32 protein-coding genes are annotated in these 26242 nt (G+C 57.2%); 29 read left to right on the forward strand and 3 right to left on the reverse strand.

All coding sequences use genetic code 11. The annotated features are described in order from the left end of the window. Positions 1-113 precede the first annotated feature (113 nt). The 12 genes from B2A78_RS00855 to B2A78_RS00915 all read left to right on the forward strand — a co-directional run bounded on the left by B2A78_RS00855 (position 114) and on the right by B2A78_RS00915 (position 12224). A complete protein-coding gene (locus tag B2A78_RS00855) occupies positions 114-1175 on the forward strand; it encodes a pilus assembly protein PilM (RefSeq protein ID WP_077728001.1) in 1062 nt (353 codons plus the stop codon). Next, positions 1175-1759, forward strand: coding sequence for a PilN domain-containing protein (locus tag B2A78_RS00860; protein ID WP_077728002.1), 585 nt, complete (start codon positions 1175-1177; stop codon positions 1757-1759). The genes B2A78_RS00855 and B2A78_RS00860 overlap by 1 nt, the downstream gene beginning before the upstream one ends. Then, entirely contained in the window at positions 1756-2400 is a 645-nt protein-coding gene (locus B2A78_RS00865) for a type 4a pilus biogenesis protein PilO (protein WP_077728003.1), read from the forward strand. The genes B2A78_RS00860 and B2A78_RS00865 overlap by 4 nt, the downstream gene beginning before the upstream one ends. Before the next feature lie 103 nt (positions 2401-2503). Then, positions 2504-2971, forward strand: a complete 468-nt coding sequence (locus B2A78_RS00870; RefSeq protein WP_240502357.1) for a pilus assembly protein PilP — start codon at positions 2504-2506, stop codon at positions 2969-2971. 56 nt (positions 2972-3027) lie between these two features. Beyond that, complete coding sequence (locus B2A78_RS00875) at positions 3028-5205, forward strand: type IV pilus secretin PilQ (RefSeq protein WP_240502358.1); 2178 nt, start codon at positions 3028-3030, stop codon at positions 5203-5205. A gap of 134 nt (positions 5206-5339) precedes the next feature. Further along, positions 5340-5870, forward strand: a complete 531-nt coding sequence (gene aroK, locus B2A78_RS00880; protein ID WP_077728124.1) for a shikimate kinase AroK — start codon at positions 5340-5342, stop codon at positions 5868-5870. Then, positions 5867-6949, forward strand: coding sequence for a 3-dehydroquinate synthase (aroB, locus tag B2A78_RS00885; protein WP_077728005.1), 1083 nt, complete (start codon positions 5867-5869; stop codon positions 6947-6949). Before aroK ends, aroB begins: the two co-directional genes overlap by 4 nt. Next, positions 6936-8558, forward strand: coding sequence for an AAA family ATPase (locus B2A78_RS00890; protein WP_077728006.1), 1623 nt, complete (start codon positions 6936-6938; stop codon positions 8556-8558). The genes aroB and B2A78_RS00890 overlap by 14 nt, the downstream gene beginning before the upstream one ends. A 128-nt stretch (positions 8559-8686) precedes the next feature. Continuing rightward, on the forward strand, positions 8687-9754 hold the full coding sequence (gene hemE / locus B2A78_RS00895) for a uroporphyrinogen decarboxylase (protein WP_077728007.1): 1068 nt from the start codon (positions 8687-8689) through the stop codon (positions 9752-9754). A gap of 3 nt (positions 9755-9757) precedes the next feature. Beyond that, positions 9758-10321 carry an NUDIX hydrolase gene (locus tag B2A78_RS00900; RefSeq protein WP_077728008.1) on the forward strand — a complete coding sequence of 188 codons (564 nt, stop codon included), beginning with the start codon at positions 9758-9760 and terminating at the stop codon, positions 10319-10321. A gap of 312 nt (positions 10322-10633) precedes the next feature. Then, positions 10634-11269: a hypothetical protein gene (locus B2A78_RS00905; protein WP_205780634.1), complete on the forward strand. Its 636-nt coding sequence runs from the start codon at positions 10634-10636 to the stop codon at positions 11267-11269. A gap of 301 nt (positions 11270-11570) precedes the next feature. Continuing rightward, positions 11571-12224, forward strand: a complete 654-nt coding sequence (locus B2A78_RS00915; protein ID WP_077728010.1) for a hypothetical protein — start codon at positions 11571-11573, stop codon at positions 12222-12224. A 158-nt stretch (positions 12225-12382) separates the two neighbouring features. Here B2A78_RS00915 and B2A78_RS00920 read toward each other — a convergent pair whose 3' ends face one another. From B2A78_RS00920 to B2A78_RS00930, 3 genes are read right to left on the reverse strand one after another with little or no spacing between them, the layout of a single operon-like run. Then, entirely contained in the window at positions 12383-12691 is a 309-nt protein-coding gene (locus tag B2A78_RS00920; RefSeq protein WP_077728011.1) for a hypothetical protein, read from the reverse strand. Next, positions 12691-13269 carry a type II toxin-antitoxin system HicB family antitoxin gene (locus tag B2A78_RS00925; protein WP_240502359.1) on the reverse strand — a complete coding sequence of 193 codons (579 nt, stop codon included), beginning with the start codon at positions 13267-13269 and terminating at the stop codon, positions 12691-12693. The genes B2A78_RS00920 and B2A78_RS00925 overlap by 1 nt, the downstream gene beginning before the upstream one ends. Beyond that, on the reverse strand, positions 13266-13514 hold the full coding sequence (locus B2A78_RS00930; RefSeq protein WP_077728012.1) for a type II toxin-antitoxin system HicA family toxin: 249 nt from the start codon (positions 13512-13514) through the stop codon (positions 13266-13268). The genes B2A78_RS00925 and B2A78_RS00930 overlap by 4 nt, the downstream gene beginning before the upstream one ends. A gap of 484 nt (positions 13515-13998) precedes the next feature. Here B2A78_RS00930 and B2A78_RS00935 point away from each other — a divergent pair, with 484 nt between their 5' ends. The 17 genes from B2A78_RS00935 (at position 13999) to B2A78_RS01020 (ending at position 26237) form a co-directional block, all read left to right on the forward strand. After that, a complete protein-coding gene (locus B2A78_RS00935; protein ID WP_077728013.1) occupies positions 13999-15210 on the forward strand; it encodes an integrase arm-type DNA-binding domain-containing protein in 1212 nt (403 codons plus the stop codon). A 4-nt stretch (positions 15211-15214) separates the two neighbouring features. Next, positions 15215-15790 (forward strand): hypothetical protein, encoded by a 576-nt coding sequence (locus B2A78_RS00940; RefSeq protein ID WP_143735030.1) that lies wholly within the window; start codon positions 15215-15217, stop codon positions 15788-15790. An 81-nt stretch (positions 15791-15871) separates the two neighbouring features. Next, complete coding sequence (locus B2A78_RS00945; protein ID WP_143735031.1) at positions 15872-16123, forward strand: helix-turn-helix domain-containing protein; 252 nt, start codon at positions 15872-15874, stop codon at positions 16121-16123. 108 nt (positions 16124-16231) lie between these two features. Beyond that, entirely contained in the window at positions 16232-16675 is a 444-nt protein-coding gene (locus tag B2A78_RS00950; RefSeq protein ID WP_077728015.1) for a hypothetical protein, read from the forward strand. Further along, a complete protein-coding gene (locus B2A78_RS00955) occupies positions 16668-18767 on the forward strand; it encodes a hypothetical protein (RefSeq protein WP_077728016.1) in 2100 nt (699 codons plus the stop codon). The genes B2A78_RS00950 and B2A78_RS00955 overlap by 8 nt, the downstream gene beginning before the upstream one ends. A gap of 364 nt (positions 18768-19131) precedes the next feature. Beyond that, entirely contained in the window at positions 19132-19491 is a 360-nt protein-coding gene (locus B2A78_RS00960; protein ID WP_143735032.1) for a hypothetical protein, read from the forward strand. Beyond that, on the forward strand, positions 19488-19784 hold the full coding sequence (locus tag B2A78_RS00965) for a hypothetical protein (RefSeq protein ID WP_077728018.1): 297 nt from the start codon (positions 19488-19490) through the stop codon (positions 19782-19784). The genes B2A78_RS00960 and B2A78_RS00965 overlap by 4 nt, the downstream gene beginning before the upstream one ends. 113 nt (positions 19785-19897) lie before the next feature. After that, positions 19898-20431, forward strand: a complete 534-nt coding sequence (locus tag B2A78_RS00970) for a terminase small subunit (RefSeq protein WP_077728019.1) — start codon at positions 19898-19900, stop codon at positions 20429-20431. Continuing rightward, complete coding sequence (locus tag B2A78_RS00975; RefSeq protein ID WP_077728020.1) at positions 20428-20700, forward strand: hypothetical protein; 273 nt, start codon at positions 20428-20430, stop codon at positions 20698-20700. Before B2A78_RS00970 ends, B2A78_RS00975 begins: the two co-directional genes overlap by 4 nt. Continuing rightward, the gene (locus B2A78_RS00980; protein WP_077728021.1) at positions 20697-20975 is read left to right on the forward strand and encodes a hypothetical protein; all 279 of its coding nucleotides are present in this window, start codon (positions 20697-20699) and stop codon (positions 20973-20975) included. Before B2A78_RS00975 ends, B2A78_RS00980 begins: the two co-directional genes overlap by 4 nt. After that, positions 20959-21390, forward strand: coding sequence for a hypothetical protein (locus B2A78_RS00985; RefSeq protein WP_077728022.1), 432 nt, complete (start codon positions 20959-20961; stop codon positions 21388-21390). Before B2A78_RS00980 ends, B2A78_RS00985 begins: the two co-directional genes overlap by 17 nt. 221 nt (positions 21391-21611) lie before the next feature. Then, the gene (locus B2A78_RS00990; RefSeq protein WP_077728023.1) at positions 21612-22196 is read left to right on the forward strand and encodes a hypothetical protein; all 585 of its coding nucleotides are present in this window, start codon (positions 21612-21614) and stop codon (positions 22194-22196) included. A gap of 3 nt (positions 22197-22199) precedes the next feature. Further along, entirely contained in the window at positions 22200-22697 is a 498-nt protein-coding gene (locus tag B2A78_RS00995; protein ID WP_077728024.1) for a hypothetical protein, read from the forward strand. Next, complete coding sequence (locus B2A78_RS01000; protein WP_077728025.1) at positions 22694-23251, forward strand: hypothetical protein; 558 nt, start codon at positions 22694-22696, stop codon at positions 23249-23251. Before B2A78_RS00995 ends, B2A78_RS01000 begins: the two co-directional genes overlap by 4 nt. A gap of 129 nt (positions 23252-23380) precedes the next feature. After that, positions 23381-25018 carry a tape measure protein gene (locus B2A78_RS01005; protein ID WP_077728026.1) on the forward strand — a complete coding sequence of 546 codons (1638 nt, stop codon included), beginning with the start codon at positions 23381-23383 and terminating at the stop codon, positions 25016-25018. A 770-nt stretch (positions 25019-25788) separates the two neighbouring features. Further along, the gene (locus B2A78_RS01015) at positions 25789-26043 is read left to right on the forward strand and encodes a hypothetical protein (RefSeq protein WP_077728028.1); all 255 of its coding nucleotides are present in this window, start codon (positions 25789-25791) and stop codon (positions 26041-26043) included. Between the two features lie 11 nt (positions 26044-26054). Next, positions 26055-26237, forward strand: a complete 183-nt coding sequence (locus tag B2A78_RS01020) for a hypothetical protein (protein ID WP_077728029.1) — start codon at positions 26055-26057, stop codon at positions 26235-26237. Positions 26238-26242: the final 5 nt, after the last annotated feature.

Here is a 26242-nt window from a genome sequence, read left to right on the forward strand (position 1 = left end):
GGCAAACTTCTAATCCCTACTATACTACAGTACAGAGTCTAGCGGGCGATGAGAAACGCCATTAAGACACGGTATCGCTTGCATGAGGTCAAGGCCAGTTTAGGAAGTCATCGATGTTTTTTTTGAACCACAAGAGACCGCCGCTACTTGGCATCGATATCAGCACGGCGGCCGTAAAGCTGCTGGAACTGAGTAGAAACGGACAGAACTATCGGGTGGAAAGCTATGCTGTCGCGCCGTTGCCGTTGGACGCCGTGATCGACAAGAACATCGCTAAGGTTGAAATCATCGGCAATGTTATCAAATCGGTCATCAAGCAATCGGGCACCCGATTGAAGCACGCGGCGGTGGCGGTACCGAGTTCTTCGGTAATAACCAAGATGATCTCGATGCCCGCTTCTCTAAGCGATGACGAGTTGGAAGCGCAAATCGAACTGGAGGCGGATCAATACATTCCCTACTCACTGGACGAGGTGAGCCTGGATTTCGAGGTGCAGGGCAAAGCCGAGAAAAATCCGGACATGGTCGATGTGCTACTGGTCGCCTCTCGTAAGGAGAATGTGGAGGATCGTGTGGCGGCTCTGGAGATGGCCGGACTCAAGGCGGAAGTCGTGGATGTGGAATCGTACGCCCTGGAGAATGCGTGCAATCTTATTTTGGATCAACTGCCCGGCTACAGTTCGGATCAAACCATCGCCGTGGCTGATGTCGGGTCGACCATGACGACCCTGAATGTGATCCATAATCGCCGCATCATTTATACCCGCGAGCAGGGATTCGGCGGCAAGCAGTTGACGGAAGAAATCCAGCGTCGTTACGGGCTTTCCTATGAGGAAGCCGGTTTGGCAAAAAAACACGGCGGTCTTCCAGACAATTATCAGCTCGAAGTGCTGGAGCCGTTCAAACAAGCGATGGCGCAGCAAATCGGCCGCTCGCTGCAGTTTTTCCTGTCTTCAAGCTCGCATCGCACCGTCGACGGGCTCGTGTTGGCCGGAGGGTGCGGCTCGATCCAAGGGATCGATCGTTTCGTGGAAGGCATTCTGGGTATCCCCACTACTTCCGCCAACCCGTTTGTCACCATGTCTCTCGCGCCGCGCGTTAAACCGCAAAGTTTGAGCAATGATGCTCCGGCACTTATGACTGCTTGTGGATTGGCATTAAGGAGTTTGGACTGATGGCTCGAATCAACTTACTTCCTTGGCGTGCGGAACATCGCAAACAACGGCAAAAGGAATTCGTCGCTATTACCCTGGCCGCGTTGCTATCGACCGGGGCGATTCTGTGCTTCGTTCATTATTTCATCGGCAGCATGATCGATTATCAGAGCCAGCGTAATCAATACTTGGAGTCCGAGATCGCCCTGCTCGATCAGAAGATCAAGGAAATCGAAGAGTTGGAAACCAAGAAAAAACGGCTGATCGCCAAGATGGAAGTCATCCAGCGATTGCAAGCGAGCCGGCCCGAGATCGTCCATTTGTTCGATGAGTTGGCGCGTACCATTCCCGAAGGTGTTTATCTAACGGATTTAACCCAGTTGGATAGCAATCTGACGATGAATGGAATGGCCCAGTCCAATGCCCGAGTTTCCGCTTACATGCGGAATTTGGAGTCTTCGCCTTGGATGAGGGAGCCCCTTTTAAACATCATCGAGACCAAGCAGGAGGCTAAGGAAAGCAAAAAAGCACAGGGCAACCGCTTTACGCTTCAGGTCAAGCAGGGAGGAGATAAGGCGGACAATCAGGAAAGGAAACCGTCATGAATCTTTCCGAAATCAATTGGGACATAGAAAACGCGGGCGCGTGGCCGCTACCGATCAAGGTGGCGATTATTACCATACTATGCCTAATTCTGAGTGGCTTGGGGTACTACTTGGACACTCAGGATCAAATCGCGCAGCTCGAAACTGAAGAAAGCAAGGAACTGGAACTCAAGAACAAATTTGAGCAGCGGCAAAAAAAGGCCGCAAATCTAGAAGAATACAAGGAGCAAATGGCGGAAATCGAGAAGAGTTTCGGCGATTTGCTCAGGCAGCTACCCGATAAAACCCAGGTTCCCGAATTATTGGTCGACGTTTCTCAAACCGGCTTAGCGGCCGGATTGGAGTTCGAGCTTTTCAAACCCGGCGCCGAAATCGCCAAAGAGTTCTATGCGGAGTTACCCATAGAAATCCGCGTGATCGGCGACTATATGGAGTTCGGTGCGTTCATCAGCGGACTGGCGTCGTTACCGCGAATCGTAACGATACATAACGTGAAGATCGCAGCCCACAACAAGGATGCGGGAGCAAAGAAATCCGCAAAGGACCCATTGGTCATGAGCGCGCTGGTCAGGACTTATCGCTACCTGGACGAGGGGCCTGCTCCAGCGAATCAAGTTAAAAAGCCACAACAAAGAAAGTAGCACTATGGGTGGGCACTTGAAGTTTTTGGTACCGCCGTGCCATCCACGACTCCTCGTGTCGTGGATGCTCGCTATCGGACTAACCGGATGCGCCGGGGACGATTTGACGGATTTACAGGCCTACGTTGCAGAGGTCAAGGCACGTCAGAAAGGATCAGTCGAGCCGTTGCCGGAAGTTAAGACAGTAGAGCCATTTGTATTCAATGCGGAGGATTTGCGAAATCCTTTCGTTATCGATGAGAAGGCTCAGGAGACTGAAGAGGAAAAAATTGCGAGTAGCATCCGGCCAGATATCAATCGCCCTAAGGAGGAACTGGAATCCTACGAGCTGGATACGCTACGCATGGTCGGAACGGTCGATCGGCAAGGTTCGCTGTGGGGATTAGTGAAAGCTACCGACGGAACGATTCACCGGGTGCGCGTCGGTAATCACATGGGAAAAAACTTCGGCAAGATCGTCAACATCAAAGAAAACTTGATCGAATTGGTAGAAATCATATCCGACAGTCCCGGGGCATGGCGTGAACGTAAAGCGTCTCTTGACTTGGCGGAAGTGGGGGAGAAGAAATGAGAGCGGAAATAGGTAACCGTATCGCGTCGGCCGCACGGCAGCGATACAAAAGAATGATGGGTCTTATTCTGATCGGTTTGTCCCTGCATCTGCCCGTCAGTCAGGCGGAGGGGCTTGTACTTAAGTCCGTGGATTTTTCGATCCTGCCTGGGGATAACTTACAGCTGCTTTTGGGTTTAAGTGGGCCCGCCAGAGAGCCGAGAATCTTCCATACCGAAAATCCCGCCCGCATTGCACTGGATTTGCCCGGCGTAACGAACGGTTTGGACCAGAAATTAGTGCCGATCAATGTGGGTGGAGCTCAAAGTGTTCAAGCCGTGGAATCGTCCGGTCGTACCCGCGTGGTCATCAATTTGACCAACATGATGCCCTACACCAGCCGGCTAGACGGTGACAATATTCTTATCACACTGCAAAGCGGCACTGCACCGATTGCCGCCGCGAGCGCAGCATCGACAAAATCGCAGTTTATGGATCGGCCACTCGGCGGAAGCGATAGGCGGATTGAAAACATTGACTTTCGTCGTGGCGAAAAGGGTGAGGGACGACTTCTAGTGACGCTGAGCGATCCTAAGTCCTTGGTTGATATCCACGAAGAGGGACAAAAGGTCATTGTCAGATTTGCCGACACGGGTCTGCCTCCGCAATTGGAGCGCAGGCTCGACGTCATGGATTTCGCTACTCCTGTCCGTTCCGTCGACGCCACGACGGAAGGTGCCCATGCGAGGATGGTCGTAGCGACGGTTTCCGACGACTACGATTATTCCTCTTACCAGACCGATAACGTCCTGACGGTGGAATTTCGTCCGTTGACCAAAATGGAAAAAGAGGAAATCAAGAAAAAGAATTTCTCGTACTCGGGCGAGAAGCTGACGCTAAATTTCCAGGACATTCCGGTGCGGTCTGTTCTTCAAATTCTGGCTGATTTTACCAACCTGAATATTGTTGCCAGCGATACCGTTCAGGGGAATGTAACCCTTCGGCTCAACGATGTTCCGTGGGATCAGGCTTTGGAATTGGTCCTCAAGTCCAAGGGATTGGGGAAACGGCAAGAAGGAAACATCATCCGCGTCGCACCGTTGGAAGAAATCAATAAACAGGAGAAGGAGGAACTCGAAGCTCAGAAAGTCGTGGAAGATTTGGAGCCGCTGCGGACGGAAATCATCCAGATCAACTACACCACGGCCGAAGATATCAAGAAAGTTTTAGTCGGCACCACTGAACGGATTAGCCAATCCATGAGTCAACCGGCCGGCATCGGCGGTGCGTCGGCATCCACAGCCGTATCGACACTGGATGTGAGTCAATCGGTTTTATCCGGTCGGGGTAACGTAACCGTCGATCCGCGGACCAATCAGTTGATCGTGAAAGATACTCCGCGCAATTTGGAGCGAGTCCGCGATCTTGTTCGCCAGTTGGACAAGCCAATTCGGCAGGTACTGATCGAATCTCGGATCGTCATTGCCAGAAACGATTTTCTGAGGGATTTGGGTAGTCGGCTTCAGGTCAACAGGCTGGTTAAAGGGAGAGGCGCCGATTCCTTTTCAGATGCAGGTTCGGGATCAAGCGGCGTCATTTTCCAGCAACCGGCCGCCGGCGGGGAGAAGTCGACCAACGCCGACGTGCTGGTGGATCTCGCGGCTCAGGGCGCGGCAACCGCCGCGACTGGTGGCGCGAGCGCCCTTGGATTCACTCTCATCAAAGCGGGCGATTACTTGCTTGATCTCGAGTTATCGGCCGCACAGCGTGAGGGGCGTAGCGAAACAGTCTCCAATCCTCGGCTGATTACCTCGGACCAGACCAAGGCGGTCATCAAGCAGGGTGTCGAGATTCCTTATCAAACTACGGTTGTAGCGGGGGGAGGAGCGTCGGCCAACATCACCTTCAAGCAGGCAGTGCTTGAGCTGAATGTGACGCCGCATATCACGCCCGACGATCAAGTGTTGATGGAATTGTTGATCAAGAAAGATGAACAAGGCCAGCAAACGCCAGTTGGCCCGGCAATCGATAAGCGCGAGATCGAAACGACGGCACAAGTTGCCAACGGGGAAACCGTGGTGTTGGGAGGCGTTTACGAGGGCTTGAATCGGAATAACACCGACAAAGTTCCGTTTTTCGGGGATCTGCCGGGAATCGGATATATGTTCCGGAGAAATAATGTCGAAGATACAAAAAGGGAGTTGCTCGTTTTCATCACGCCGAAAGTTCTCAAGCAAGATCTCGCCCTTCGCTGATTTCTGCTGACATTGGAAACAAAGGCGCGGCCTTAAACGGCGGCGCCTTTTTGTTTTCAGGCCGGCTGTGAGTGTTACTGCCCGGTATTTTCGACACACATGGTATGATGACCCGATTTCTCACCTCGGGCAGCATGAGACATACGCACAATATTTATTTGATCGGGCCCATGGGAGCGGGCAAGACGACCATTGGGCGACTTCTGGCCAAAGCCTTGGGTGTCCGATTCGTGGATAGTGACAGGGAGATAGAACATCGCACCGGCGTCTGTATCCCTATGATTTTCGAGTATGAGGGTGAGGAAGGCTTCAGAAGGCGAGAATCCGAAGTTTTGGCCGAGTTGTGTTGCGAGGACGGAATAGTGTTGGCTACCGGGGGGGGATCGATTCTGTTGCCGAAGAATCGAGAAGTGCTGCATGGGCGGGGATTCGTCGTATATCTGCAGTGTTCGGTCGAAAAGCAGCTTGAGAGAACTCACAAAGATTCCAACCGGCCGCTGCTCAAGACCGAAAATCCTCGCCAGCGACTACAAGAGTTGTTGCGGGTGCGGGAGCCGATTTATCGCTCTTTGGCCGATTTCATCGTGGATACGGGAACGCATTCCAGCCGCAGCGCCGTCCGCCAAATCTTGAAAGCCTATAACCGAGCAAACGCGAATTCATGAAAACCCTGACTGTCAGCCTGGGCGAACGCAGCTATCCAATTTATATCGGTTCGAGAGTTCTGGAGTCCGGCGAACTCCTGTCTAGGCACCTCAGTTCCAGCCAAGTCATGGTGGTTACCAACGAAACGGTTGCCCCCCTCTATTTGGACCGGGTCAGACAGAGCCTAGACGGCAAGCAGACCGCCGAGGTGGTTTTGCCGGACGGCGAGTCTTATAAAAGCATCGAATCGGCAATGGTCATCTTCGATGAGTTGCTTGTCCGAAAATTCAGCCGAGACGCGTCTCTCATCGCCCTAGGGGGCGGGGTAATCGGCGATCTGGTGGGTTTCGCCGCCGCGTGTTATCAGAGGGGCGTGCCGTTCATTCAAATTCCGACGACTTTGCTGGCGCAGGTGGATTCTTCCGTAGGTGGAAAAACCGCAGTCAATCATCCGCGCGGCAAGAACATGATCGGGGCTTTTTATCAGCCGCAATGCGTGCTGGCCGATACTTCGACGCTCGATACATTGGCTGACCGGGAGTTTAGCGCCGGCTTGGCCGAGGTGATCAAATACGGTCTTATCCGCGATTTCGAATTTTTCGTCTGGCTGGAAGCCAACCTGGAGATGCTTTTGGGCCGCGATGCCGACGCCCTAACCTACGCCATCGAGAGATCCTGTATCAACAAGGCGGAGGTTGTAGCCGAAGACGAGCGGGAGTCCGGGGTGAGAGCAACACTGAATTTGGGGCACACCTTTGGGCATGCCATTGAAACAGGAATGGGTTACGGAAGCTATCTGCACGGCGAAGCAGTAGCGATCGGAATCTGTCAGGCCGCAGATCTCTCACGACGGTTGGGTTGGCTGGATACTGATAGCGTCGAGCGCATCATTTCGTTGCTTAGGCGGGCACGGCTGCCGGTGACGCCGCCAGCGAATTTGGATGTAGACCGCTATTTGGACCTGATGGCTGTCGACAAAAAAAACGTGGCAGGTAAGCTGCGGCTAATCTTGCCGGAAAAGATCGGGCGGGCAACTTTGCCTATAGCGGTCGATCTCGAGTTGCTTCGGGCCACCTTGAGTGAATATGGGCGCGGCTGAGCTTTCACTGCCCGCCAGCGGTCGCGAGAGCGCTCATGGCGGGCAATCCTTATCGCTGATTTCTGCGGCACGCATACAAAAGTTCGACTTGCTTTCGCACTTGGCGGTTAACTTGGCTCAGCCCATCGTCGTATGCGGACCGGAAGGCATCGGCAAGACAACCTTCTTGCGTCTTCTCAAGACCCGCTTGGCGCCACTTGCAACGGTTTGCTATTTGACGTCAGCGCCCGGCGTGAGTTTTGAGCGCATCGTCGATGAGTTGTCCCGCGCCTTAAATCAGGAAAAATCGAGATCGGCATCGTCGGGAGCGGATTTGACCGATTTGCTGGAAAGCTATGCCAAGGAGCGTCGAAACGTGGTGCTGCTGCTCGACGATGCCGGCGCGCTCGTGTCGGGGCTTTTAGACGCCTTATGGCAGTTAGCTGGCCGTTATCCTTCCTTGTGCTTGGTATTCGCAATGCGCACCGAAGAAATGCCGCAAAAATCCGACACCGACAAATCCGCTCTTGGCGATGCGTTTATATTGGAGATTCCCGCACTATCGGAAGAGGAATGCGGACTCTTCGCGGACCAATTGAGGGTGACGTTGCCTGAATTGGTCACCGAGCACGGAATTACGGAATCCTTCGTAAAACGGCTGCATGCCAGAAGTCGAGGAATTCCTGGCAAAGTGATCGAAATTCTGGGATCTCCCTACGGATCGGCCACAGCGGCGATATCGACTAAGGTCGGTTGGCTTACCGGCGCCGGCTTATTGGTTGGCGCAACGGCCTACGCGTTTTTTTTGATGTTCTCGCGGCAGATCCCGGAGCCGGACCAACAGATTTACGATGGCCCTGTTGTCCAAAATCCCGAGATGGTCTCCGTTGTCTCTCCCGACTCCGAAAAGGCCCAAGCTGTCCAGCCCCCGAATCTTGACGAGCCGCTTACTGATCCACAATCGTCATCTGTGCCTTTGCCGCTAGCCGAGAGCGAAAAGTCGGAGAGCCTACCGATTCGCGAATCGGTAGAGATGGCAGCGACACGTACGTTCGAAGCGGAGGCGAAGAAAACAGTTGAAGCTCATAAGCCGATAGAACCGGACACCCAGCGTGAGCCACTACCGCCTTCGGTCATGGAAGAACCGAAAAGCATGTCGGAGGCGCAGATCGAGATGTCGCCGGACCGTTTGCCGCCGGCCGGCGCTGTAACTGAAGCTGAGGCGAAGAGGGGCCAATCGGGTGCGCAAGAGAGCGAGCGTTCGAGATCGCCAGAGATCGTTATGGAAGGTCTTAAGAGTGCCGAATGGCTGATGAATCAAAGTCCCGAAGCCTACACCTTGCAGATCGTCGCCGTTTCCCGATTGAACGCGGTGCGTAAGCTGGCCAAACAATTTCCGCCGGGCAGCGAACTGGCCAGTTTTCGTTCCCGCAAGGGGAGCAGTGATCTCTATCCGCTGTTTTTCGGAATCTATCCGACTCTGCCTGCGGCCAAGGAAGCAACGGCGACTTTACCCCTTTCCGTCGGTCAGCCTTTGCCCAGACAGATGAAATCTATTCACCAAGAGATTCGGCGAATGATGCCGCGGCATGCGGAGCTTAGCTCGTCGGTTGATTCTTCGGCTCGTTGAAATTAATCGAACGGATGTTCTAAAGGCGTGTTATGAATTCGGCGTGAATGCCATGTCTTGCTCCCGAGTGTCGATTTTTACGCCCATTGCTGTAACCCGATCTTTCTGCCATTGATTTGCGTGATGCCATGAATGCACCTAAAAATGATTGTCTTATCCGTGCACTATTGAGACAGCCCACCGAAAGGACCCCGGTTTGGATGATGCGCCAAGCGGGCCGCTATTTGCCCGAATATCGTCGCGTCAGGGAGCAAGCGGGCAGTTTTATGAAATTGTGCAGCACGCCCGAACTGGCTTGCGAGGTCACGTTGCAGCCTCTCGCGCGCTTCCGTCTGGATGCCGCCATTCTATTCTCCGATATTCTCACGGTGCCGGATGCCATGGGTTTGGGTCTGGAGTTCGTCGAAGGCGAGGGGCCCCATTTCAGAAATCCGGTCCGCAGTGCTGCGGATGTGCGCCGGCTGTCGGTTCCTGATCCGGAAACCGATTTGCGGTATGTCATGGATGCTGTACGCCTGATTCAACAAAATCTGGACGGCAGCGTTCCGCTTATCGGGTTCTCGGGTAGTCCCTGGACTTTGGCCACCTATATGGTCGAGGGCGGCGGCGGGCAGGAGTTTCGCAGGGTCAAGGGATTGATGTACGAGCAACCCGTGGTTCTCCATGATCTCCTGGAAAAATTGGCCGACGCCGTAGCGCTGTATATCAATGCCCAAATCGCCGCAGGCGTCGATGTGGTCATGGTGTTCGACACATGGGGTGGAATTCTGCCGGCGGCGCATTACGAAGAATTCTCCTTGGCTTACGCCAAGCGCGTACTCGACAAGCTGAATCGGCGCCACGGCGGCAAAATCATACCGACCATCTTCTTTACCAAGGGCGGCGGACAGTGGCTGGAAGCCATGGCGGAAACGGGATTCGACGCCTTAGGCTTGGATTGGACCACACCCATCGGAGAGGCGCGTCGACGAGTGGGGCACAAGGTCGCGCTGCAAGGCAATTTGGATCCTATGGCTTTGTATGCACCGATCGAGGCCATACGCACCGAAGTAAAGCGGGTCTTGGAGCAATACGGTCACGGAGAGGGACATGTGTTCAACTTGGGACATGGGATATTGCCCGATGTCGATCCCGAGCACGCCAAGGCGATGATCGAAGCCGTGCACGAACTCAGTCCCGCATTTCACGGACGTTGATTTATGTCGGAGCACAACCCTTGGAAATTGATTCGGCGTCGGGAAGTCTACGAAAATCCGTGGATTCGTCTGGACGAGGACGAGGTGATCAACCCATCCGGCGGGTTGAGTATTTATGGCAGGATCCATTTCAAGAGTCAGGCTATCGGCATCATACCGATAGACGCCGAAGGCAATACTTGGCTGGTCGGCCAATATCGCTACGTGCCCGATGCCTATTTCTGGGAAATTCCCATGGGCGGTTCGCCCGAAGGTGAAGACATTCTGGAGACCGCGAAACGCGAGCTCAAGGAGGAAACCGGCCTGATAGCCAAGGACTGGAGTGTTTTCATGCACTTGCATACCACGAACTCGGTTACCGACGAGGAAGGCTATGTGTTCCTTGCGGAGGGTTTGGTGGAGGGCGAACCGGACTTCGAAGAGACGGAGGCTATTACAATCAAGAAGCTGCCTTTGCTGGAGGCGGTGCGCATGGTGATGGACGGCACAATCACCGACTCGATCAGTGCCGCCGGCCTGTTAAAGCTTGCTTGCCTCAGAAATTTGCTTCCTCCCGCCTGCCGTTAGTTAAACCGGTCTGCCAATAGGTCCGCTGTTCCACCATCGGGTTACGGCGCCCGAATGGTCCGGCTTTTGCCTGTATTATCGATAAGCGACATAACCTTGATTGAATTGGGGCAAAAGCTCTGATCGATCACGGTAAGGAGAACCGCAACCGCTCGTCGTCGTCCAATGGATAATCCGTTTTTTCTCCCGGCATACCGGAGGCGTAGGCTCACGGACAGTTGCTATACTCGAGGAGAAGTTTCATGATCGGCTTGCAACACGGGCGGATTCGTCGCTTTTTGGGGTAGATCTTAACTCTTTGGAGGTCTAGACATGATGGCGCCTGAAAACCTCGACGCGAACTTGATTACGGATGTAAACGTCCAGGAATTCTTCAGGGAATCGGTAACAACGGCTTTATCGAATCAAAAAGTCGATGCCGGAGAGGACACCGTCTACTACATCGTCAACTTGCTTGCCTATTTCACCCAGGCGGACAAGCTGTTTTCCCGTACCGCCGAAGGCGTCACATTGCAGCCACTTGCCTTGATCTACGCTGAAGCCGTGGAGGCGGCGAGCATGGAAGAGAGGCATCAAATTCTGCGCAGGCTCGGAGACGTGGCGCTATTGATATCCGGCTTGTTTTCCTCCAGCCTCAATCGAAAGCTCGTCGACATCGACTATTACATCGCCATGGGGGGTACCGCCTATGGATATCTGTGCGACCTTAACCGAGGCACCTTACGAGGTAAAGCTTTCTGCGCGATTTTTGGCGAGCTTTCCGAAAAGTTCCAATCGTTCGTGGACGTACTGTCGGAGGTCGGGGAAAGAACCCCGTTGAATTCGTGCACCGATATTATGAGGCTCTACGAAATCTGGCTTCGAACCGGCAGCAAGCGCGCGGCTGACAAGCTGAGGAAACTGGGCATAGAGCCGGCCCAAGGCTCGATCAGTCGCCGGCACAACTGAAGGAGGCGCCACTTCCTAGAAACGGCAGTTGGCCGCTTTAGAAGGAGTAGAAAAGCCGCATGAATTCTGACCGTCCTACCTTCTACCGATCTCACCGCTTAGGTGAAAAGGCTACGCACCCGATTGCACGGCGGGCGAGCTGCCTGGCGGCGTTGCTTCTCATCGCGGGAGACTACCTCGCTGCCTCGTCGCGCCCCTTCGACGGGGCTCAGGACAGGCCCTTCGACCGAGCTCAGGACAGGCTTGCCATCCGGCCCGCCCGCCGCACACTCGGACGCGTCCAACTGCCGTTTCTAGGATTATGCGCCTGAATGTCCTGCAGAAGCTGCTGGAGCGCATCTATCGCATCGAGGTTGATCTCGATGTGGAGGATTTCTTGATTACCGATCCGGACCTCGCGCGGCGTTTGGACACCAGCATCAATCCTCGCGAAAGCAAAGAGAAGCTCTTGGTCTCGCAACAAGATGACCATCTGGATCTCGCACTTTTCCTCGATGCCTCGGTATTGGCCCGCCTGACCGATGATGATCCGCTGGTGAGTCTTCATTCCGAAAATTTCATCGATTTCCTTTTGGCCGTGGAAGGCGTCAGTCACTTTCTTTATCTCATATGGAACGCTGGCGTCGAGCGCGGCGTGACGCTGATGGAACTGGAGATGCAGGCCGAGGTGGATAAATTCGTAACCGCCACATCGCTATGGAAGCGGCAGGGCAAAAGTCTTGTACCTTCGGAACTTCGATATTGCCTATTCGAGGCCCCGGCTTACGACGCGGCATTGGACCAGGTTCAGCGGCAGCGCTATGAAGATGCCAACCATTATGCAGGCAAGTATTGCCTTCGATTGGAAACCCGTTATCTGAAAAAAGCGCGGGCAGGCGAGATGATGGAAGAACTCCGCCGGTTTTATCGGCTTACTCAAGGCGAAAAGATTCGGCTGATCAATTCGATTGCTTGATGGGCGCTTGCTTAGAGATGGCCCCAGCCGAGTTTCGACTTACCCGTACTTTTTTTATTTGGATAATTGGCGGGTTAGAAAAAGCTCGCGCGGGCCTTATTCTAACCAAATCGGGAGTTCCCCGGCTCTGTCGGGGGGATAATACTTACTTCTCAACATCATTCGGGTGTTGAATGACGTGTCCTCTTGCTTTTCTTTGGCGCTGGGTTAATTTCCGATGCGTCAACCGCAATCGAGGTCAACTTTTCTGCCTTTTGAATGCCTATCTTCACTACAGGAACAATCGCAGCAGGGAGAAGATTGCTTTCGGATTGCCCAACATTGGCAGCAGATAGCCCGAACTCCATATATAAGGACCAAATGCCTTCGTGGATTCCCTGTTTCTTAATTAATACTTCGGCAATCTCTTTGTGCGAGAACGCGAACCGAGTTGGTTCCTCTGTTTCAACTTGCTTTTCTGTGCTCATTAATTTACCGTCCTGGCGTACCCGACTAAATTATCCGGAACAATGATCGGCTTATCTTCTGGTTCGTTAGTAATCGTTGCGGTAGTGCTCCGCAAGACCGCAAGTCCCCGAAGTAGTTGCACGGGTGTATCGGGTGTATTCTGAAGGGCGGAACGCAAGTCGAAAATGGCCGAGAGCATTTCATCCGTGCCCAGAGACCTATGACACATTAATGGAACTTCTCGGTTACGTTCGCTAGCGTCAAACGTCTCTACCGCTCGTTGAATTGCTTGTTTGACGAACTCATTAAGTCTAGTCTTTTGTAACCTAGCAACCCGAGCTGCTGCTTTGTGGAGTTCGGGGCCGATCCGAACGTTAAATGATCCGCTATAGGGCTTTTGTGGTTTGACGCCTTGTTCTTCGCACGTAGCAATGTAATCGTCTACTGCCTCATGGAATGCATTTAAAAGCTCAGGTACGGTTTGGGCTTCGAATGTAACAAGTGGATCGATAAATTCCAACTTCCCATATAAGCATCCGTCCTCGAAGCTAACGTTAACGGAACCATAGTAGCCTTTGTAGCGCAGCATATTCATCATAAATACCCCGCGTTTTTTAATTTCTCTATGACCATCTCCAAAGCGTAGCGTTTAACGATTGAACCTGGATGCGGTTTATGTAGATTGATCATGTCATTCGGATTGCCGTTGTCAAACTTGACACGAGATCCATCCCCCTGTCTTTGCCGATATCCAAAGTGTTGCAAGACGCTCACGAGTTCCGTCCACGTGAAGTCTGAAGGGACCGCGATCAATCGTTCGATGAGTTTTTCTTTCTTACTCACGACTCGAAACAGAGTTTAGTAACCGATGGTTACATTAGCAACTGTAATTTAGTTGCACGGTTGCTAATCACGTCGCTTTGAGCAGCATACGCTAGTCTGGCTCATCTTCGAGCTTCTCTTTGGAAAAAACAAAAAAGCCCGGTTCATTGCCGGGCTCATTTCTGCGTTACTTCTCTACATTGCATCTACGGGCGTTTTTGCTTGCCGTTTTTGTCGGATGCTTTCGAGTTCATAACGTCTTGATTTTTTAAGTGGTGCCGAGGGCGAGAATCGAACTCGCACTTGGTTTCCCAAACCAGATTTTGAGTCTTTGACATTATCAACTTTCAATAACTTACGTTAATCTCCGTTAACACTCCAAAAACCGGAAATAAGCCCGATAAATCAAGGAGTAAGACACTTCCGTTAACATTTCGGTATCTGTTGCTACCTAAGTCAATTTTGCTTAATCTGTCTACATTGCGTCTACATGAAAAGGCAACAGATGAGTACATCTTATGCGGAGATTACCGAGCGGATCGTTCGGGAATCGGAACCGCCGGCTAAAGGCCAGCGGTTCATTCGGGATACCAAGCTGAGCGGTTTCGGTCTTCGGATCACCGATACGGGAGCGAAGGCCTTCATTGTCGAGGCGAGGGTCAAGCATGGTCGGCCGCGACGGATCACCATCGCCAGGTGTCAGAGCATGAGCGTCATGGATGCTCGACGGGAAGCTCGGCGGGTCCTGGGCGAGCTGGCGACCGGTGACGATCCGGTGGCGGAACGGCAAGCCGAGAAGCACAGGAATGTCACCCTGCAAGATGTCTTCGATGACTACGTTGATGCGCGTAACAACTTGAAGGAATCCACACGGAACGATTATCAGGAGGCGCTGAATACCTCGTTTGCCGATTGGTTGAACAAGCCGATCGCGAACATCACCGAAGAGATGGTAGCCAGGCGGCACAAGGATCGCGGCAAAGCGAGTCCGTCGCGGGCCAATCACGCCATGCGGGTGCTGCGGGCGCTGGTCAACTTCGCCATGGGGCGATACCGTGACGCCGACGGAAAACCCTTCATTCTCGAAAACCCGGTCAAGCGGCTTTCGCGTGAGCGATCCTGGTTCCGCGTCGACCGGCGACGCACCATCATCAAGCCCTACCTGTGGCCGAGCTGGTTTCGCGCCGTTTCCGAGCTGCGGGCGCTCAAGAGCAATGCCGACGTGGAGTCGGTCCGGGATTACTTTTTGTTTTTGGCGTTCACGGGCCTTCGTAAGGAAGAAGCAGCCGGGCTCCCGCTATCGGCCGTCGATTTTAGGGACCGGACTTTCGCGATCATCGATACGAAGAACAGCGATCCGCACGTGTTGCCCATGTCGGACTTCCTGGAAGAGATCCTGCGACGGCGAGCCGAAGCGGCAACGGGCGATTACGTCTTTTCCGGCAAAACCGGCCGGCTGGTGGACGTGCGGCACTGGATCGGTCGGATTATCGGGGAATCCGGAGTTCGGTTCACGCTGCACGACCTGCGGCGAACCTTCATCACGACGGCGGAAAGCCTGGACATCTCCGCTTATGCCCTGAAGCGGTTGTTGAACCACCGGGCCGCGCAATCGGATGTCACCGCCGGCTACATCGTGCACGACATCGAGCGGCTGCGGCGGCCGATGCAGATGGTTACCGATGCGCTGCGCGCTGCGGCTGGTGCAGAGGGGTAGCGACATGGACCCGTTGAAATCCATTTTGGAGGCTCCGAAAGAGCATTGGGCGAATATCGAGTTCATGCGCGATTGGGCAAGGGATTACCTGCTCGCGCAAGAGTACACCCGCTTTGATTTGGAAACCTATGCCTACGATCCGGAGCAGGGCCGTTGCGGATGGCGCTACCACATACCTCCTGATGAGATTGACCGCCTGTCGCGGAAATATCTCGAGGGGCGCGGCCGAGGGGTGCGTCCAACGCCGCTGACAGGCGCGGCCTGGCGCGTATTCGCCGCAGCGAGATACCTATTGGAACGCGGCTATGACGAAAGGGCGAACGAGATATTCGTTTCCGAGCGATCGCGACTTGAAGGGTATGCCGTAGTGCATTCGATAGTTGCGAGAATTAATCCTGCGAAGGGGGGCAGGCAAAAGAGAGAGAGCACTAAAAAGATTCGAGACGACTGGGAAAAAAAAGCAAAAGATATTTTGGCGCGCCACCCAGACCGCAGTGATCGGGCTGTCGCTATACAGATTGACCCGAACAACTGGGACTACATTCGGAAGATAGTCAGAAAGGTCCGGCGCGGCGTCTAAAAAAAGTTGGACTTTTCAGAGCAAAGTCCAACTCACAAAAGTGAACATATCTCCCGTCATCCATCAAAACGGGAGATATCAATGTCCAGCACATCATCTGCGATTGCCGCGCCGTCGGCGGCGAATAATCACGACCTATTGACGCCGCGCGAAGCCGCCAAAGAACTGCGGGTAGACGAGGCTACGCTCCGGATTTGGCGGTCGACCGGCAGGTACTGCCTGCCGTACATCAAAATCGGCCATCACGTTTTTTATCGCCGCGAGGTGATCGAGCAGGTCAAACTGCACGGCCTCAAAAAACGCGGAAAAGTACGGATGGAGGGCGCTGTATGACCGCGCGACTATACCGATGCCTGGCCCTGGCCGCCGCCGTCGATGTCGACCTGGTGGCTGTGGTGATGATCGTCGCGATGACGATCGCGTCCCGCTGACGGAGGGGTTATGCCCGACAAAAATAAACCCGGTCGCGGGGTGGGTCCCGCGCCGGGCCGAAACGAACAAAACAAGAGTAGCGTCAATAGTTTATCACCGCGAACGGCGGCGTCAAGCGGGTATCGCCGCCGACCGCCGTATGCCCGTCACCTGGTCGCCGACCGATCCCGGACGGTGGTGGTGGTCACCGGCTCCGACGGCTGGCCGCCGGCGGCCTCGGGCACCTGGTTCGCGGGCCGCAAACTGTTGCTGCCGTTCGGCGAAGATCCGGCCGGGTACGACTGGTCGGCGGTCGCCGGTTTTGCCGACGCCGTGATTTGCGGTTTCGGCCGGCCGGAGCCGGTCGCGGTAATCACGGCGCTGGGGGCCATCCTGGTCAACTACGTCGCCCGCATCATCTACCTGCCCCCCGGCGGTCGGATCATCTCGGTTCGGGGGGGTGGCCATGGATGACCGCGACCTGCCCAGCGTGATTGAGGTCACGCCGGCGACGGTGCCCGCCGGCAACGTCATCGATCTCGGCGCCGACCTCGCGGCCGCCAAGGCCTACGAGGCGCGGATCGCCGACACCGACGACTACGGCGACCTGGTCGGGGTCGCCCAGTCCATGTCGTCCGCCCGATTGTCGCCGGCGACGACGCACCGCCTGCTGCGGCTCATCGCCGCCAAGGCGTCCACCACGACCGACCTGTTGGCCGACCTGGTCGGCGCGCGGGGCCGGTCGGCGCCGTCCGGCGGTGCCGGCGAGGTCGACATGCCGTACCGGGTCGACGACGGCCGGCTGTGGTTGGTCGACGACGACGGCCGGCGGCAGCTGGCCAACTTCGTGGCAGCGATCGCCGAGGAGATCGTCCACGACGACGGCGCGACGCAGGACGTCACGTTCCGGCTCGCGGGCCGGCTGGCCGACGGTACGCCGCTGCCGGCGGCCGAGGTCCGTGCCGCCGAATATCCGTCCATGGCGTGGGTGCCGGCCGCATGGGGTGCCCGCGCCGTCGTCCATGCGGGACCCTCGACCCGCGACCATGTCCGCGCGGCGATCCAGGTGTTATCGCCCGATGTCCGCCGCCGGACCGTGTACGGTCACACCGGGTGGCGGGAGGTCGGCGGTGCGTGGGTCTACCTGCACGGCGGGGGCGCGATCACGGCCGACGGGCATCGGGACGACCTCGAGGTGGATGTCGGATCGGGGCACATGTCGCGGTACCGGTTCGCGGCGGATGCCGGAGACCTGCGCGCGGATATCCGCGCCAGCCTGCGCCTATTGGGCGTCGCGCCGGACTACCCGGCCTTGGGGGCCGTGATGCTGGCCGCCGTGTACCGGGCACCGCTCGGGTCGGCGGCACCGTGCGACCACGGTGTGTTTGTCGCCGGGCCGACCGGCTCGCGCAAGTCCGAGGTGGCCGGCGTGTCGCTGGCGCACTTCGGGCGCGGATTCGACGCGCGGCACTTCCCGGCCAATTTCGCCGACACCGAGACCGACCTCGAGGCCAAGGCCTTTCAGTCCAAGGACGCCCTGTATGTGGTCGATGATTTTTTGCCCGCTGGGTCGGCGACCGAGGTCGGCCGCATCCATGCCAAGGCCGATCGCCTATTCCGAGGGGCCGGAAATCAGTCCGGACGGGGCCGGCGCACGACCGATCTGCGGCAGCGACCGGCCTATTATCCGCGAGGGCTGGTGGTCGCCACCGGCGAGGATATCCCGCGCGGGCACAGTCTGCGGGCGCGGATGGCGATCGTGGAGGTCGGCCGGCAGACTGTCGATAACGCCGTGCTCGGCGACCTTCAGGGCGCGGCACGGTCCGGTGCGCTGGAGCGGGCCATGGCCGGATATCTCCGCTGGCTGGCGGGCGCGATGCCGGAGTGGATGGCGGCGGCACCGGGATATCTCCGGGCGTTGCGCGACCGGGCCATCGCCGACGGGGTGGGCGCGTGCCACCCACGGGCGGCCGACATCTACGCGTCGCTGGCCCTGGGGCTGGACCTGGCGCGGCAGTACGCCGTCGATGCCGGGGCGCTGGCCGACGACGAGGCGGCCGAGATGTTCGCCGCCGCCGATGCCGCGATCCGGGCCGCCATCGCCGCGCAGGGCGACCTCCAGGCTGAGCAGGACGAGGTCACCCAGTTTATCGGGCTTTTGCGGTCGGCGCTGACGGCGGGCGCGTGCCACCTATGCGACGCGACGACACAGGGCGCGCCGGCCGAACGGCCGAATTTTTGGGGCTGGCGGGTGGCGCCCGGAGCCGACGGCGGGGCGGATGTCGACCGCGCGCTAGGCGAGCGGATCGGGTGGGTGGATGCCGTCCGGGTGTACCTGGACGGGCCGGCGGCGTACGCGGCGGTGCAGGGTATGGCTCGGTCCATGGGCGGCCATATGGCGACTGCCGAGCGCACGATATGGCGGCGGCTACATGACCGGGGGCTGCTGGCCGAAGTCGCGAAAGAGGCCGGCAAGTTGCGCCTGGCCCCTCAGCGCCGGATTGGTGGCGTCAAGCGCCGGGTATACATCCTCGGGCGGGCGCTGATCGAGGGGGATGTCGCGTGATGTCCCCACTGTTTGCGGCGTTCTGTCCCCACTGTTTGCGGCGTTCTGTCCCCACTGTTTGGCGACATGCAAATTTCTGGAAGCCGCGCCAACCGTGGCTTTGATGGCCGCTGTCCCCACTGCCCCCACTGTCCCCACCAAATTCAGCATACATATATATATACGGAGAGGGGTATGCCATGTCGGTCAAATGGGGTAGGTCGCCGCGATATATATATATCTATGTTATTTGGTGGGGACAGTGGGGACAGTATGTATGTAAGCCGCGTCAGCCGTGGCCTTGAGCTGTCCCCACCAATAAAAAATTAATGGGGACAGGCGGGGACAGTGGGGACAGAGAACGATTTTTTTATCGGAGAGAAAAGTGAACGAAATGAAAAGTTGTACCAAGAGGATTCCAAACACGAGTGAGCACCTTTTTTTGCTCTCCGTCATTCTCTACGAAGAAAGTCACCAGTGCGAGGAGGAGGAGGTGGAAGTTTGGCGTTTGCCGATCATCGCGTGGGATATCAGCGGAGAAGGCGTCCATGGGCTCGAAGATGTGACCGGCGCCTATCCAATAACTATAGAGAGCCAAGTCGATAATGAGTTAAGGGCGTTACTGGATACGCGAACAGGATCGGTCTACGAGTTCAATGGGGGGCAATGGTGGCGTTCGGTGGATGATGCAGTCCAGTCGATGCTTCACAGGCTTCGGCAGAATATCAAAAGGAGATCTCGGTGAAACGCAAACCCAAACTGTCAACGCCGATGGGCCGCGTCATCGTCGATGACGCCAAGGTCCGCAAGATGGCCAAGCATGCCGGTGTGTGGCGCGCCTTACGCGATGCTCGGCGCCAAGGTCGCACGGTAATAGTTGTGCACGGGATGGTGCTGTTCGGCGCGTTCCAGGACGGGCTTGCGGCCTTCGAAACGTCGAGTCCCGAGCTGTTCCTCGAAGCGCTGCTCAAGGTCGCCATGGAAGCGGGCTGCGACCATGCTGAGGTGCACTACACCCAGAGGCCGGACGTGCATTGATCACGGGTCCTTCCTGAACACTGTTCAGTGCGAGCGGCAAGACGCCGAACAAACGCTAGTGATTGATTTTTAAAGAACTTTAGTTGTTTATAAATAGTACGGGTAATATATACATGAACGCAAAAGAGTTATCGCAGGCGCTCGGGATCAGTGCCATGAGTGTCACCTATTGGACCCGCGAGGGCATGCCCCACCGGCGCTCGAAAAATCGGGGGCGCTCGAATGAGTATGACTTCGACGAATGTCTGGCGTGGGCGCGCGAGAACGGCAAGGCGCTTGTCCCGCGCCTGGACCGCAAGGCCGAAGGGGCGTTGACTGCGGACGCACAAAATTCGGAACTGGCAGAGATGCGGATACGCCGGGAGCGAGCGCTGGCTGAAAAACTCGAGCGCGAGAACGCGGTTCGCGCAGGCGAGCTGATCGACCGCGCAGGATCCGAGCGAGCGCAGCACCAAATAGCCCGAACCCTACGTGATGCTCTCGTAGAAACCCTGCCGGCGCGAACCGCGCCAGAGCTGGCGGCGATCACGGACGTGTGGACCCTTGAGTGCCGGCTCCGTGATGCAATTCGCGGGGAACTGCGCGCGATCTGCGACGTTTTAACCGATGAAGCCCAGTGGCTTCCGAAGAGCGAGGCTGAAAAATGAAAAACAGTGGAGCTAATGCATACTTCAGAGCCTTTTCGGCCGGTCTCGGCGGCCACGGGCTGCCGGAACCTGACCGTGAAGCCCGTATCGATTCCCTTAATGAGCAAATCAACAAGGCCCTTGAATTGATCGATCTGCAAAACGCGGAAATCGAACACCTGGAGAATGTGGATGTTGATTTGCATCGTGACTACATGGCGGCGCTCGAAGCTGCACAGGGATCGCTGCGGGCTATCGCGGCCGGCGCGATTCGGTCGCGACTACAATGACGCGGAACCCCATCGAAACCGCTACCGAGATCCTGCGCTCAATCGCAGAACCTCACAATTCACCGCGATCTCGGGTGGAAGTCGTCGTCGAGCTGCTTGACGGAGCGCGGGAGCTGGACCGGCGAATCGATGCCTTGCGGCAGACGGCGGCGATGCTGCTCCGGGAGATGTCCGCCCTGGAGCGCGAGGCCGTTGCACGGCGGCGTGGGGGCGATTGGACCGCCGAGGCGCTGGGGTGGCTCGCCGATGGAGGCCGGCATGCTCGGCGTCGATGACCTGGCCGCGTTGATCGACGGCGAGCCGATAACGCCCGAGGTCGCGAACTGGCTCCGCGAAGGCCTGCGCTCCGCAATCGAAACGGGGCAACCCCTGGAGCGCGCCTTGCGCCTGACGGAGCTTCCTGGCCGTTCCTGGCGCGATGCGGTCCGTCAACGCAAGGCTAAGCTCCTTGTACGCCTTGCGGCGGACTTGATCCCGGCGCCTACCCCTTGGAGCCGAGCGGAGTCTTTATTTAAGGAAATCGCCGCGTTCAAGCGCTACCGGTGGAGCCGGCTGCAAGGTCTCGATACCCCGCCGGACACCCTGGACGGCATTGAGCAGCACTTGTTCGGGCTTTTCCGGCTCAAGAACGGGGAGGTTAATTATTCGGTAGGGGCCATCTACGCGATACTGACCAAGGGCGATTCGTAGAGCGTGTACCAGGATGCCGGCAAATGTCGCGCATGCGCGACATTTGTGATGACCGATTTGCTTGCGATAACCATGTATCGGTGTGCAGTCTGAAACGAAAACGGCAGCATTGGCGCCCTCCCCGTGATTTCGTTCCACTCGAAAAGCACCCCCATTCTCTTCGAGTGACAGCCGGCGGAGAATGGTCCCCAATCCAACGAACCGGAGGGCCGCAAACCACCATGAACATCAATTTTTCAAAATTGAATCGCCTCGAAGAGGCAAGCCGTCAAGCGCACGCCGTGCTCCTGTCCGTCATGGAGCGCCGAGACGAGGCCCGTTCAGATTTTTATCGCCGCCGCGACCAACTGAGGCGAGACAGCTACTCGGCTCCGCCGGATGTCCGCGCCCTTATCCACGACTGGCTTGATCGCGGATGCCCGTCAAAGCTCCCGGAGTTCCCCGCAACCGTTCAGACGGTTGGATGGACGACGGACGGAACCACCCACCACGCCGAGAGCCCGAGCCCGTGGCTCAGTCATGTGGCCGCCGTCGCCGACCGAAAGGTTCAGTTTGGCGAACTCGAGGCCGAGCACCGCCGCGTGCACCAGCGATGGGAATCGCTGAGCGCCTGCCTGCCGGCGCTACGCGATTTCGCGCGGCAATACGGACGCCGGACACCCAATCAAACCGCCCGCTTGGCAAGCGAGGCCACTCTGCCGGATTCCGGCAGCGATGTCGGTCGAGCCCATGCCGGGTATGCGCCACCTGAACAGGCTGCCGCGGCGGCACCGACGGGCGGTATTTTCGGCTTTTGGAGAAAATAAGACATGGCAAAACCCACGAATTTTGATACCGAGCTGGCGCGACTCCGCACCGAGATCGCCGCCACAAAAGAACGGATCGAATGGCTTCGGGACGCGCCCCAGGCGTACGAAGAGGCCTGCAAGCAAGCCAGCGACGCCGTTCGGGCTCAGGGGCGGCACGCCGACCTGAGCGTCGGCCGGTTCTGTCATCCGGGGTATATGGGGTCGGATCTTTTGAGCTCCAGTGGCGACTTGACGCAAATCATGTGTCGACTGTTCCCGGAGGCGATGGAACATCGCCTGCACGCGCTGATTGCGGAGCACTACAAGACCGTCGAAGCCGGTCCGCCGCTGGCCGAACGCGCCGATCGCAAACTCGACCTGGAGCAGGCGTTGTTCGACCTGGAGCTCGCCGAGGAGCGGCTCATCTGCGCCTGGGAGCGCGACCACGGCCAGGTCTACCCGCGCCGGGCCGGCGTCAACCCGTCCGTCGTCCTGGGCGATTGGGATGAGGTTGCATGATGACAATCAAGAAACCCCAAGACACCGCTTACCTGGTTGTCGAACGCAAACATCCCGACGGCCGCATGAGTCTGTTCCGCTGCCTGGGTGCCGACCCGGCCAAGGGTCGTGAAAAGCTTATCGCGGACGACAGTGGCCGCTTGGCCTGGGTCGAAATGACCGACGCGGACGTGAAGCCGTCACTGCTGTACGCGACTTCCGGAAAGGACCCCGGCCCGGTACCGGGGTGGCTCCAAGGAAAGCTTGGCTTGCCGGCCGAACGAAATCCGGTACAGACCGCACCCCAAACCGCAGGACCGGCAACGCCAGCACCTAACCGTCGCGCGCCCCCGCCGGATCCTCAAACTGAGAGCGCCCACGTACAAGACCTTTGGGACAAGGCCCTGGGCCGCTCCGACACCCGGCTGCCGGAAGCCGCAGCCCCGACCGCGGCCAAGCCGTCGCCCGCGAAACAATGTTTCATCCCCGATCCAGGCGGCGCTGTTGCCGGATCCGGAGCACCGGCTGCCGATCCTGCAACTCAAGATGCCTGGTCCAGCTATCTCGGGCATTAACTCAGTCCTCGTACCGCTGCGCCGTGTCCGGCGTGTAAATGTAGCGGTAGCGGAGGTCACGCCGGACACCCTTCTTCCCAACACCCGGCATCGTGCCGGGTTTTTTCGTAACGTTACGGAAAAAGCACTATGGCAACCGGAAAAAAACTCAGTCTCTCGATCCTGCTGAAAACCATCGATCAGGCCACCGGCCCGATCAAGAAGCTCAACGGCCAATTGCAGGCGATGAACGCGCCCGTCAAGCGGCTATCGTTCGAAATGGACAAATTCGCGCGGCTCTCGGGCTTGTCGGCCGTGAAAACGGGCCTGGCCGATGTCGGCCGCGAGGCGACGTCACTCGGCGCAAAGCTTGGGGCGCTCGGCATCGGGGCGGGATTCTTGTTCAAGAAGGCTTTTGTCGACCCAGCCGCCGAGTTCGAGCGGTTCCAATCCGTCCTGGAGCAGCTGGAGGGTAGCAGCGCGAAGGCTCGGGAATCCATGAAGTGGGTCTCCAATTTCGCGGCGGAAACGCCGTTTTCCCTCGGCGAGGTGACCGATTCCTTCGTCAAAATGCGGGCCTACGGACTCGACCCGACCAACGGCCTGCTGCGGACGCTGGGCGATACCGGCGCCGCGATGGGCAAGCCCGTCATGCAGGCGGTCGAAGCCGTGGCCGATGCCATGACCGGAGAGAATGAGCGGCTAAAGGAGTTCGGGATCCGGGCGAGTACCGTCGGCAAGAAGATCGTCTACGAGTACACCGTCAACGGCCAGACCATGCGGAAGTCGGCCGACAAGAACAACCGCGCCGCGATCGTCGGCACCCTCGAATCCATTTGGAATTCAAAATACGGGGGCGCGATGGCCAAGCAGCAAAAGAACTGGACGTTCATGTGGCAGGCGATCGGGGACCAATGGGACCGCTTCAAGCTGAACGTCATGAACTCAGGGCTGTTCGACTGGATGAAGGGCAATCTGTCCGATCTGCTCGAACGCATCAACCGCATGGCGGCCGATGGCAGCCTGGAGGCCTGGGCGAAGCAGACCGGCACCGCGATTCAGGACTTCCTTGAGGAAGCATTGCGCGGAATCCGTGCGGTCGGGCGATCCATCGGCACCTTGGCGGGAAACGTCGGCGGCTGGTCCAATCTGATCAAGCTCGGATTTTTGGGGATAGCGGCGACCATCACCGGGCCATTGATCGCTGCCGCGTTCAAGCTCACGGCAGCGCTGTCGCTCAATCCCTTCATGGCGCTATTAACCGCCGGCACCATCGCCGTAGCCATACTGACGGGCTTATGGAACCCGCTCGAAACGCTATGGCCGGAGCAATGGGAGCGAATTACCAACTCGATCGGGCTCAAGATCGATAGCCTGATCGAGTCCATCTTGCGGAAGGTACGGGTGCTCGGGCCGCTCCTGCCGAATTCCTTCCTGGCGTGGAGCGCTCGCGAGCTGGCGGACATCGACCGACGTCGCACACTGTTGACGCAACCCCTGTCGCCACAACTCAAAGCGTTGACGGCTCCGGCATCCGGGCTTTCCGGATCGGGCGGAAATGTTGTTCCCTTCCCGCAAGAGAGAGTCGCTACACCGTCACCGTTCACGGGGCGGGGCGGATCTGCATCGGTGGACCGCATCGTGGCGGAAGCGCTGCGGTCCATGAGCGAAAAAGAGGCGAAAATCGGAATCAAGATCGATGGCTCCGTGCCGGCGCGAGTCAACCAGATGTCCAGCAAGGGCCTGCAAGTCGATGTTGATTCCGGCTTGATGGGCGCGGCTTGGTAGCGTATCATCGCCTTAGCCTGCTCAGCGGCATCGTAGTTGAGACTAGTTGCACCAGAAGAACCCCGGCAGCCTTGGGCTCGACCGGGGTTTTTTATGCCTGCCGTTTCCGTCCCGATTCACATTTCGTCGTCGGCGGATTGGGAGATTTGAGGTCTCGGTAAATTTACCGAGACCTCTTTTTTATACTGGTTGATTCCGGGCGACTCCGTCATATTCGCCAGCTTCGCCGCGACCATGGCCCGCTGGGTTTCGTTCAGGTGGCGCTTGGTAGGCCGTCCGCGCGCGCGAGGGTCGCCGCTATCGATCAAGTGGAAAATTTTCCGCTTGATCCTGCCGTCCGCGCAATTTTCACCTCGAAAGCAATCACCGTGCCAGCGCGGTAAAACCACATAGATTAGTATGGAATGGAAATTGCCGTGGAGATGAACAGCGATCAATGAAAGAATCGCGCCAATCGATAAGCCGCGCCAATCCTGGCGTAGAGACTGGCATGGGGAATGTATAGTGGAAAATGGCATGGAAGCCACCACGTACCCGACCCGGCGAATTGACGGATATTCGCGAATGTGCGCATACTGACCGCACTACCAAACTTATCGCGGACCCCGCACCCGTCAGACTTGCGGATTTTTTATGCCCATAGTTTCTATGGCGCGGTCGATACGGTGAAATAAGGCGGGCAACCGCACGAATAAGCCGAGCCATCGATAAGTGGTAGTTGAGACCGCGCCACCCTCATTCTGGTGGCGCTCTTCCTGGGGAATATCACCATGTCAAACCAAACTGCGTCCAATCTGCCGAGAGCCGCTGAATTGCCGGATCAGGCAAAAGGCCTGCCGCATCACACCAACCTCGAAACCGCACGCGTCATGCTGGAACAAACGAAATCTCTATTGTGCGTTGTTCGCGGCGCCGTTGGTGGCGCGCTTGATTCGCAGCTCAGTGAGCGAGATGTCGACGGAATCCAGGTCGTATGCGACGAGATCGAGAGCCGCATCGATCACGCTCTCGACCTGGTTGGGTAAAGGAGATCGCAATGAAAGAGATCGCAGTGAGCGTGATTGACCGAATCCATAACATCGCGGACAAGATTGAATTCTTGAAGCAGATGTCGACGCTCAAGGATTTCTCGGTTAGCGGCCAGGCGGCGGGCGGCCTATACCGCATCCTTGATGACATTGCGGAAGACCTGAAAGCGATCAGGGCCGAGATCGACTGACCCGT

Source organism: Methylocaldum sp. 14B (genome assembly GCF_002005105.1).
Lineage (GTDB): Bacteria > Pseudomonadota > Gammaproteobacteria > Methylococcales > Methylococcaceae > Methylocaldum.

Coding starts and splice junctions, on each gene's coding strand:
- B2A78_RS00855 (WP_077728001.1), top strand. CDS start 114: ATGTTTTTTTTGAACCACAAGAGACCGCCGCTACTTGGCATCGATATC.
- B2A78_RS00860 (WP_077728002.1), top strand. CDS start 1,175: ATGGCTCGAATCAACTTACTTCCTTGGCGTGCGGAACATCGCAAACAA.
- B2A78_RS00865 (WP_077728003.1), top strand. CDS start 1,756: ATGAATCTTTCCGAAATCAATTGGGACATAGAAAACGCGGGCGCGTGG.
- B2A78_RS00875 (WP_240502358.1), top strand. CDS start 3,028: ATGGGTCTTATTCTGATCGGTTTGTCCCTGCATCTGCCCGTCAGTCAG.
- aroK (WP_077728124.1), top strand. CDS start 5,340: ATGAGACATACGCACAATATTTATTTGATCGGGCCCATGGGAGCGGGC.
- aroB (WP_077728005.1), top strand. CDS start 5,867: ATGAAAACCCTGACTGTCAGCCTGGGCGAACGCAGCTATCCAATTTAT.
- B2A78_RS00890 (WP_077728006.1), top strand. CDS start 6,936: ATGGGCGCGGCTGAGCTTTCACTGCCCGCCAGCGGTCGCGAGAGCGCT.
- hemE (WP_077728007.1), top strand. CDS start 8,687: ATGAATGCACCTAAAAATGATTGTCTTATCCGTGCACTATTGAGACAG.
- B2A78_RS00900 (WP_077728008.1), top strand. CDS start 9,758: ATGTCGGAGCACAACCCTTGGAAATTGATTCGGCGTCGGGAAGTCTAC.
- B2A78_RS00905 (WP_205780634.1), top strand. CDS start 10,634: ATGATGGCGCCTGAAAACCTCGACGCGAACTTGATTACGGATGTAAAC.
- B2A78_RS00915 (WP_077728010.1), top strand. CDS start 11,571: ATGCGCCTGAATGTCCTGCAGAAGCTGCTGGAGCGCATCTATCGCATC.
- B2A78_RS00920 (WP_077728011.1), bottom strand. CDS start 12,691: ATGAGCACAGAAAAGCAAGTTGAAACAGAGGAACCAACTCGGTTCGCG.
- B2A78_RS00925 (WP_240502359.1), bottom strand. CDS start 13,269: ATGATGAATATGCTGCGCTACAAAGGCTACTATGGTTCCGTTAACGTT.
- B2A78_RS00935 (WP_077728013.1), top strand. CDS start 13,999: ATGAGTACATCTTATGCGGAGATTACCGAGCGGATCGTTCGGGAATCG.
- B2A78_RS00940 (WP_143735030.1), top strand. CDS start 15,215: ATGGACCCGTTGAAATCCATTTTGGAGGCTCCGAAAGAGCATTGGGCG.
- B2A78_RS00945 (WP_143735031.1), top strand. CDS start 15,872: ATGTCCAGCACATCATCTGCGATTGCCGCGCCGTCGGCGGCGAATAAT.
- B2A78_RS00950 (WP_077728015.1), top strand. CDS start 16,232: ATGCCCGACAAAAATAAACCCGGTCGCGGGGTGGGTCCCGCGCCGGGC.
- B2A78_RS00955 (WP_077728016.1), top strand. CDS start 16,668: ATGGATGACCGCGACCTGCCCAGCGTGATTGAGGTCACGCCGGCGACG.
- B2A78_RS00970 (WP_077728019.1), top strand. CDS start 19,898: ATGAACGCAAAAGAGTTATCGCAGGCGCTCGGGATCAGTGCCATGAGT.
- B2A78_RS00975 (WP_077728020.1), top strand. CDS start 20,428: ATGAAAAACAGTGGAGCTAATGCATACTTCAGAGCCTTTTCGGCCGGT.
- B2A78_RS00980 (WP_077728021.1), top strand. CDS start 20,697: ATGACGCGGAACCCCATCGAAACCGCTACCGAGATCCTGCGCTCAATC.
- B2A78_RS00985 (WP_077728022.1), top strand. CDS start 20,959: ATGCTCGGCGTCGATGACCTGGCCGCGTTGATCGACGGCGAGCCGATA.
- B2A78_RS00990 (WP_077728023.1), top strand. CDS start 21,612: ATGAACATCAATTTTTCAAAATTGAATCGCCTCGAAGAGGCAAGCCGT.
- B2A78_RS00995 (WP_077728024.1), top strand. CDS start 22,200: ATGGCAAAACCCACGAATTTTGATACCGAGCTGGCGCGACTCCGCACC.
- B2A78_RS01000 (WP_077728025.1), top strand. CDS start 22,694: ATGATGACAATCAAGAAACCCCAAGACACCGCTTACCTGGTTGTCGAA.
- B2A78_RS01005 (WP_077728026.1), top strand. CDS start 23,381: ATGGCAACCGGAAAAAAACTCAGTCTCTCGATCCTGCTGAAAACCATC.
- B2A78_RS01015 (WP_077728028.1), top strand. CDS start 25,789: ATGTCAAACCAAACTGCGTCCAATCTGCCGAGAGCCGCTGAATTGCCG.
- B2A78_RS01020 (WP_077728029.1), top strand. CDS start 26,055: ATGAAAGAGATCGCAGTGAGCGTGATTGACCGAATCCATAACATCGCG.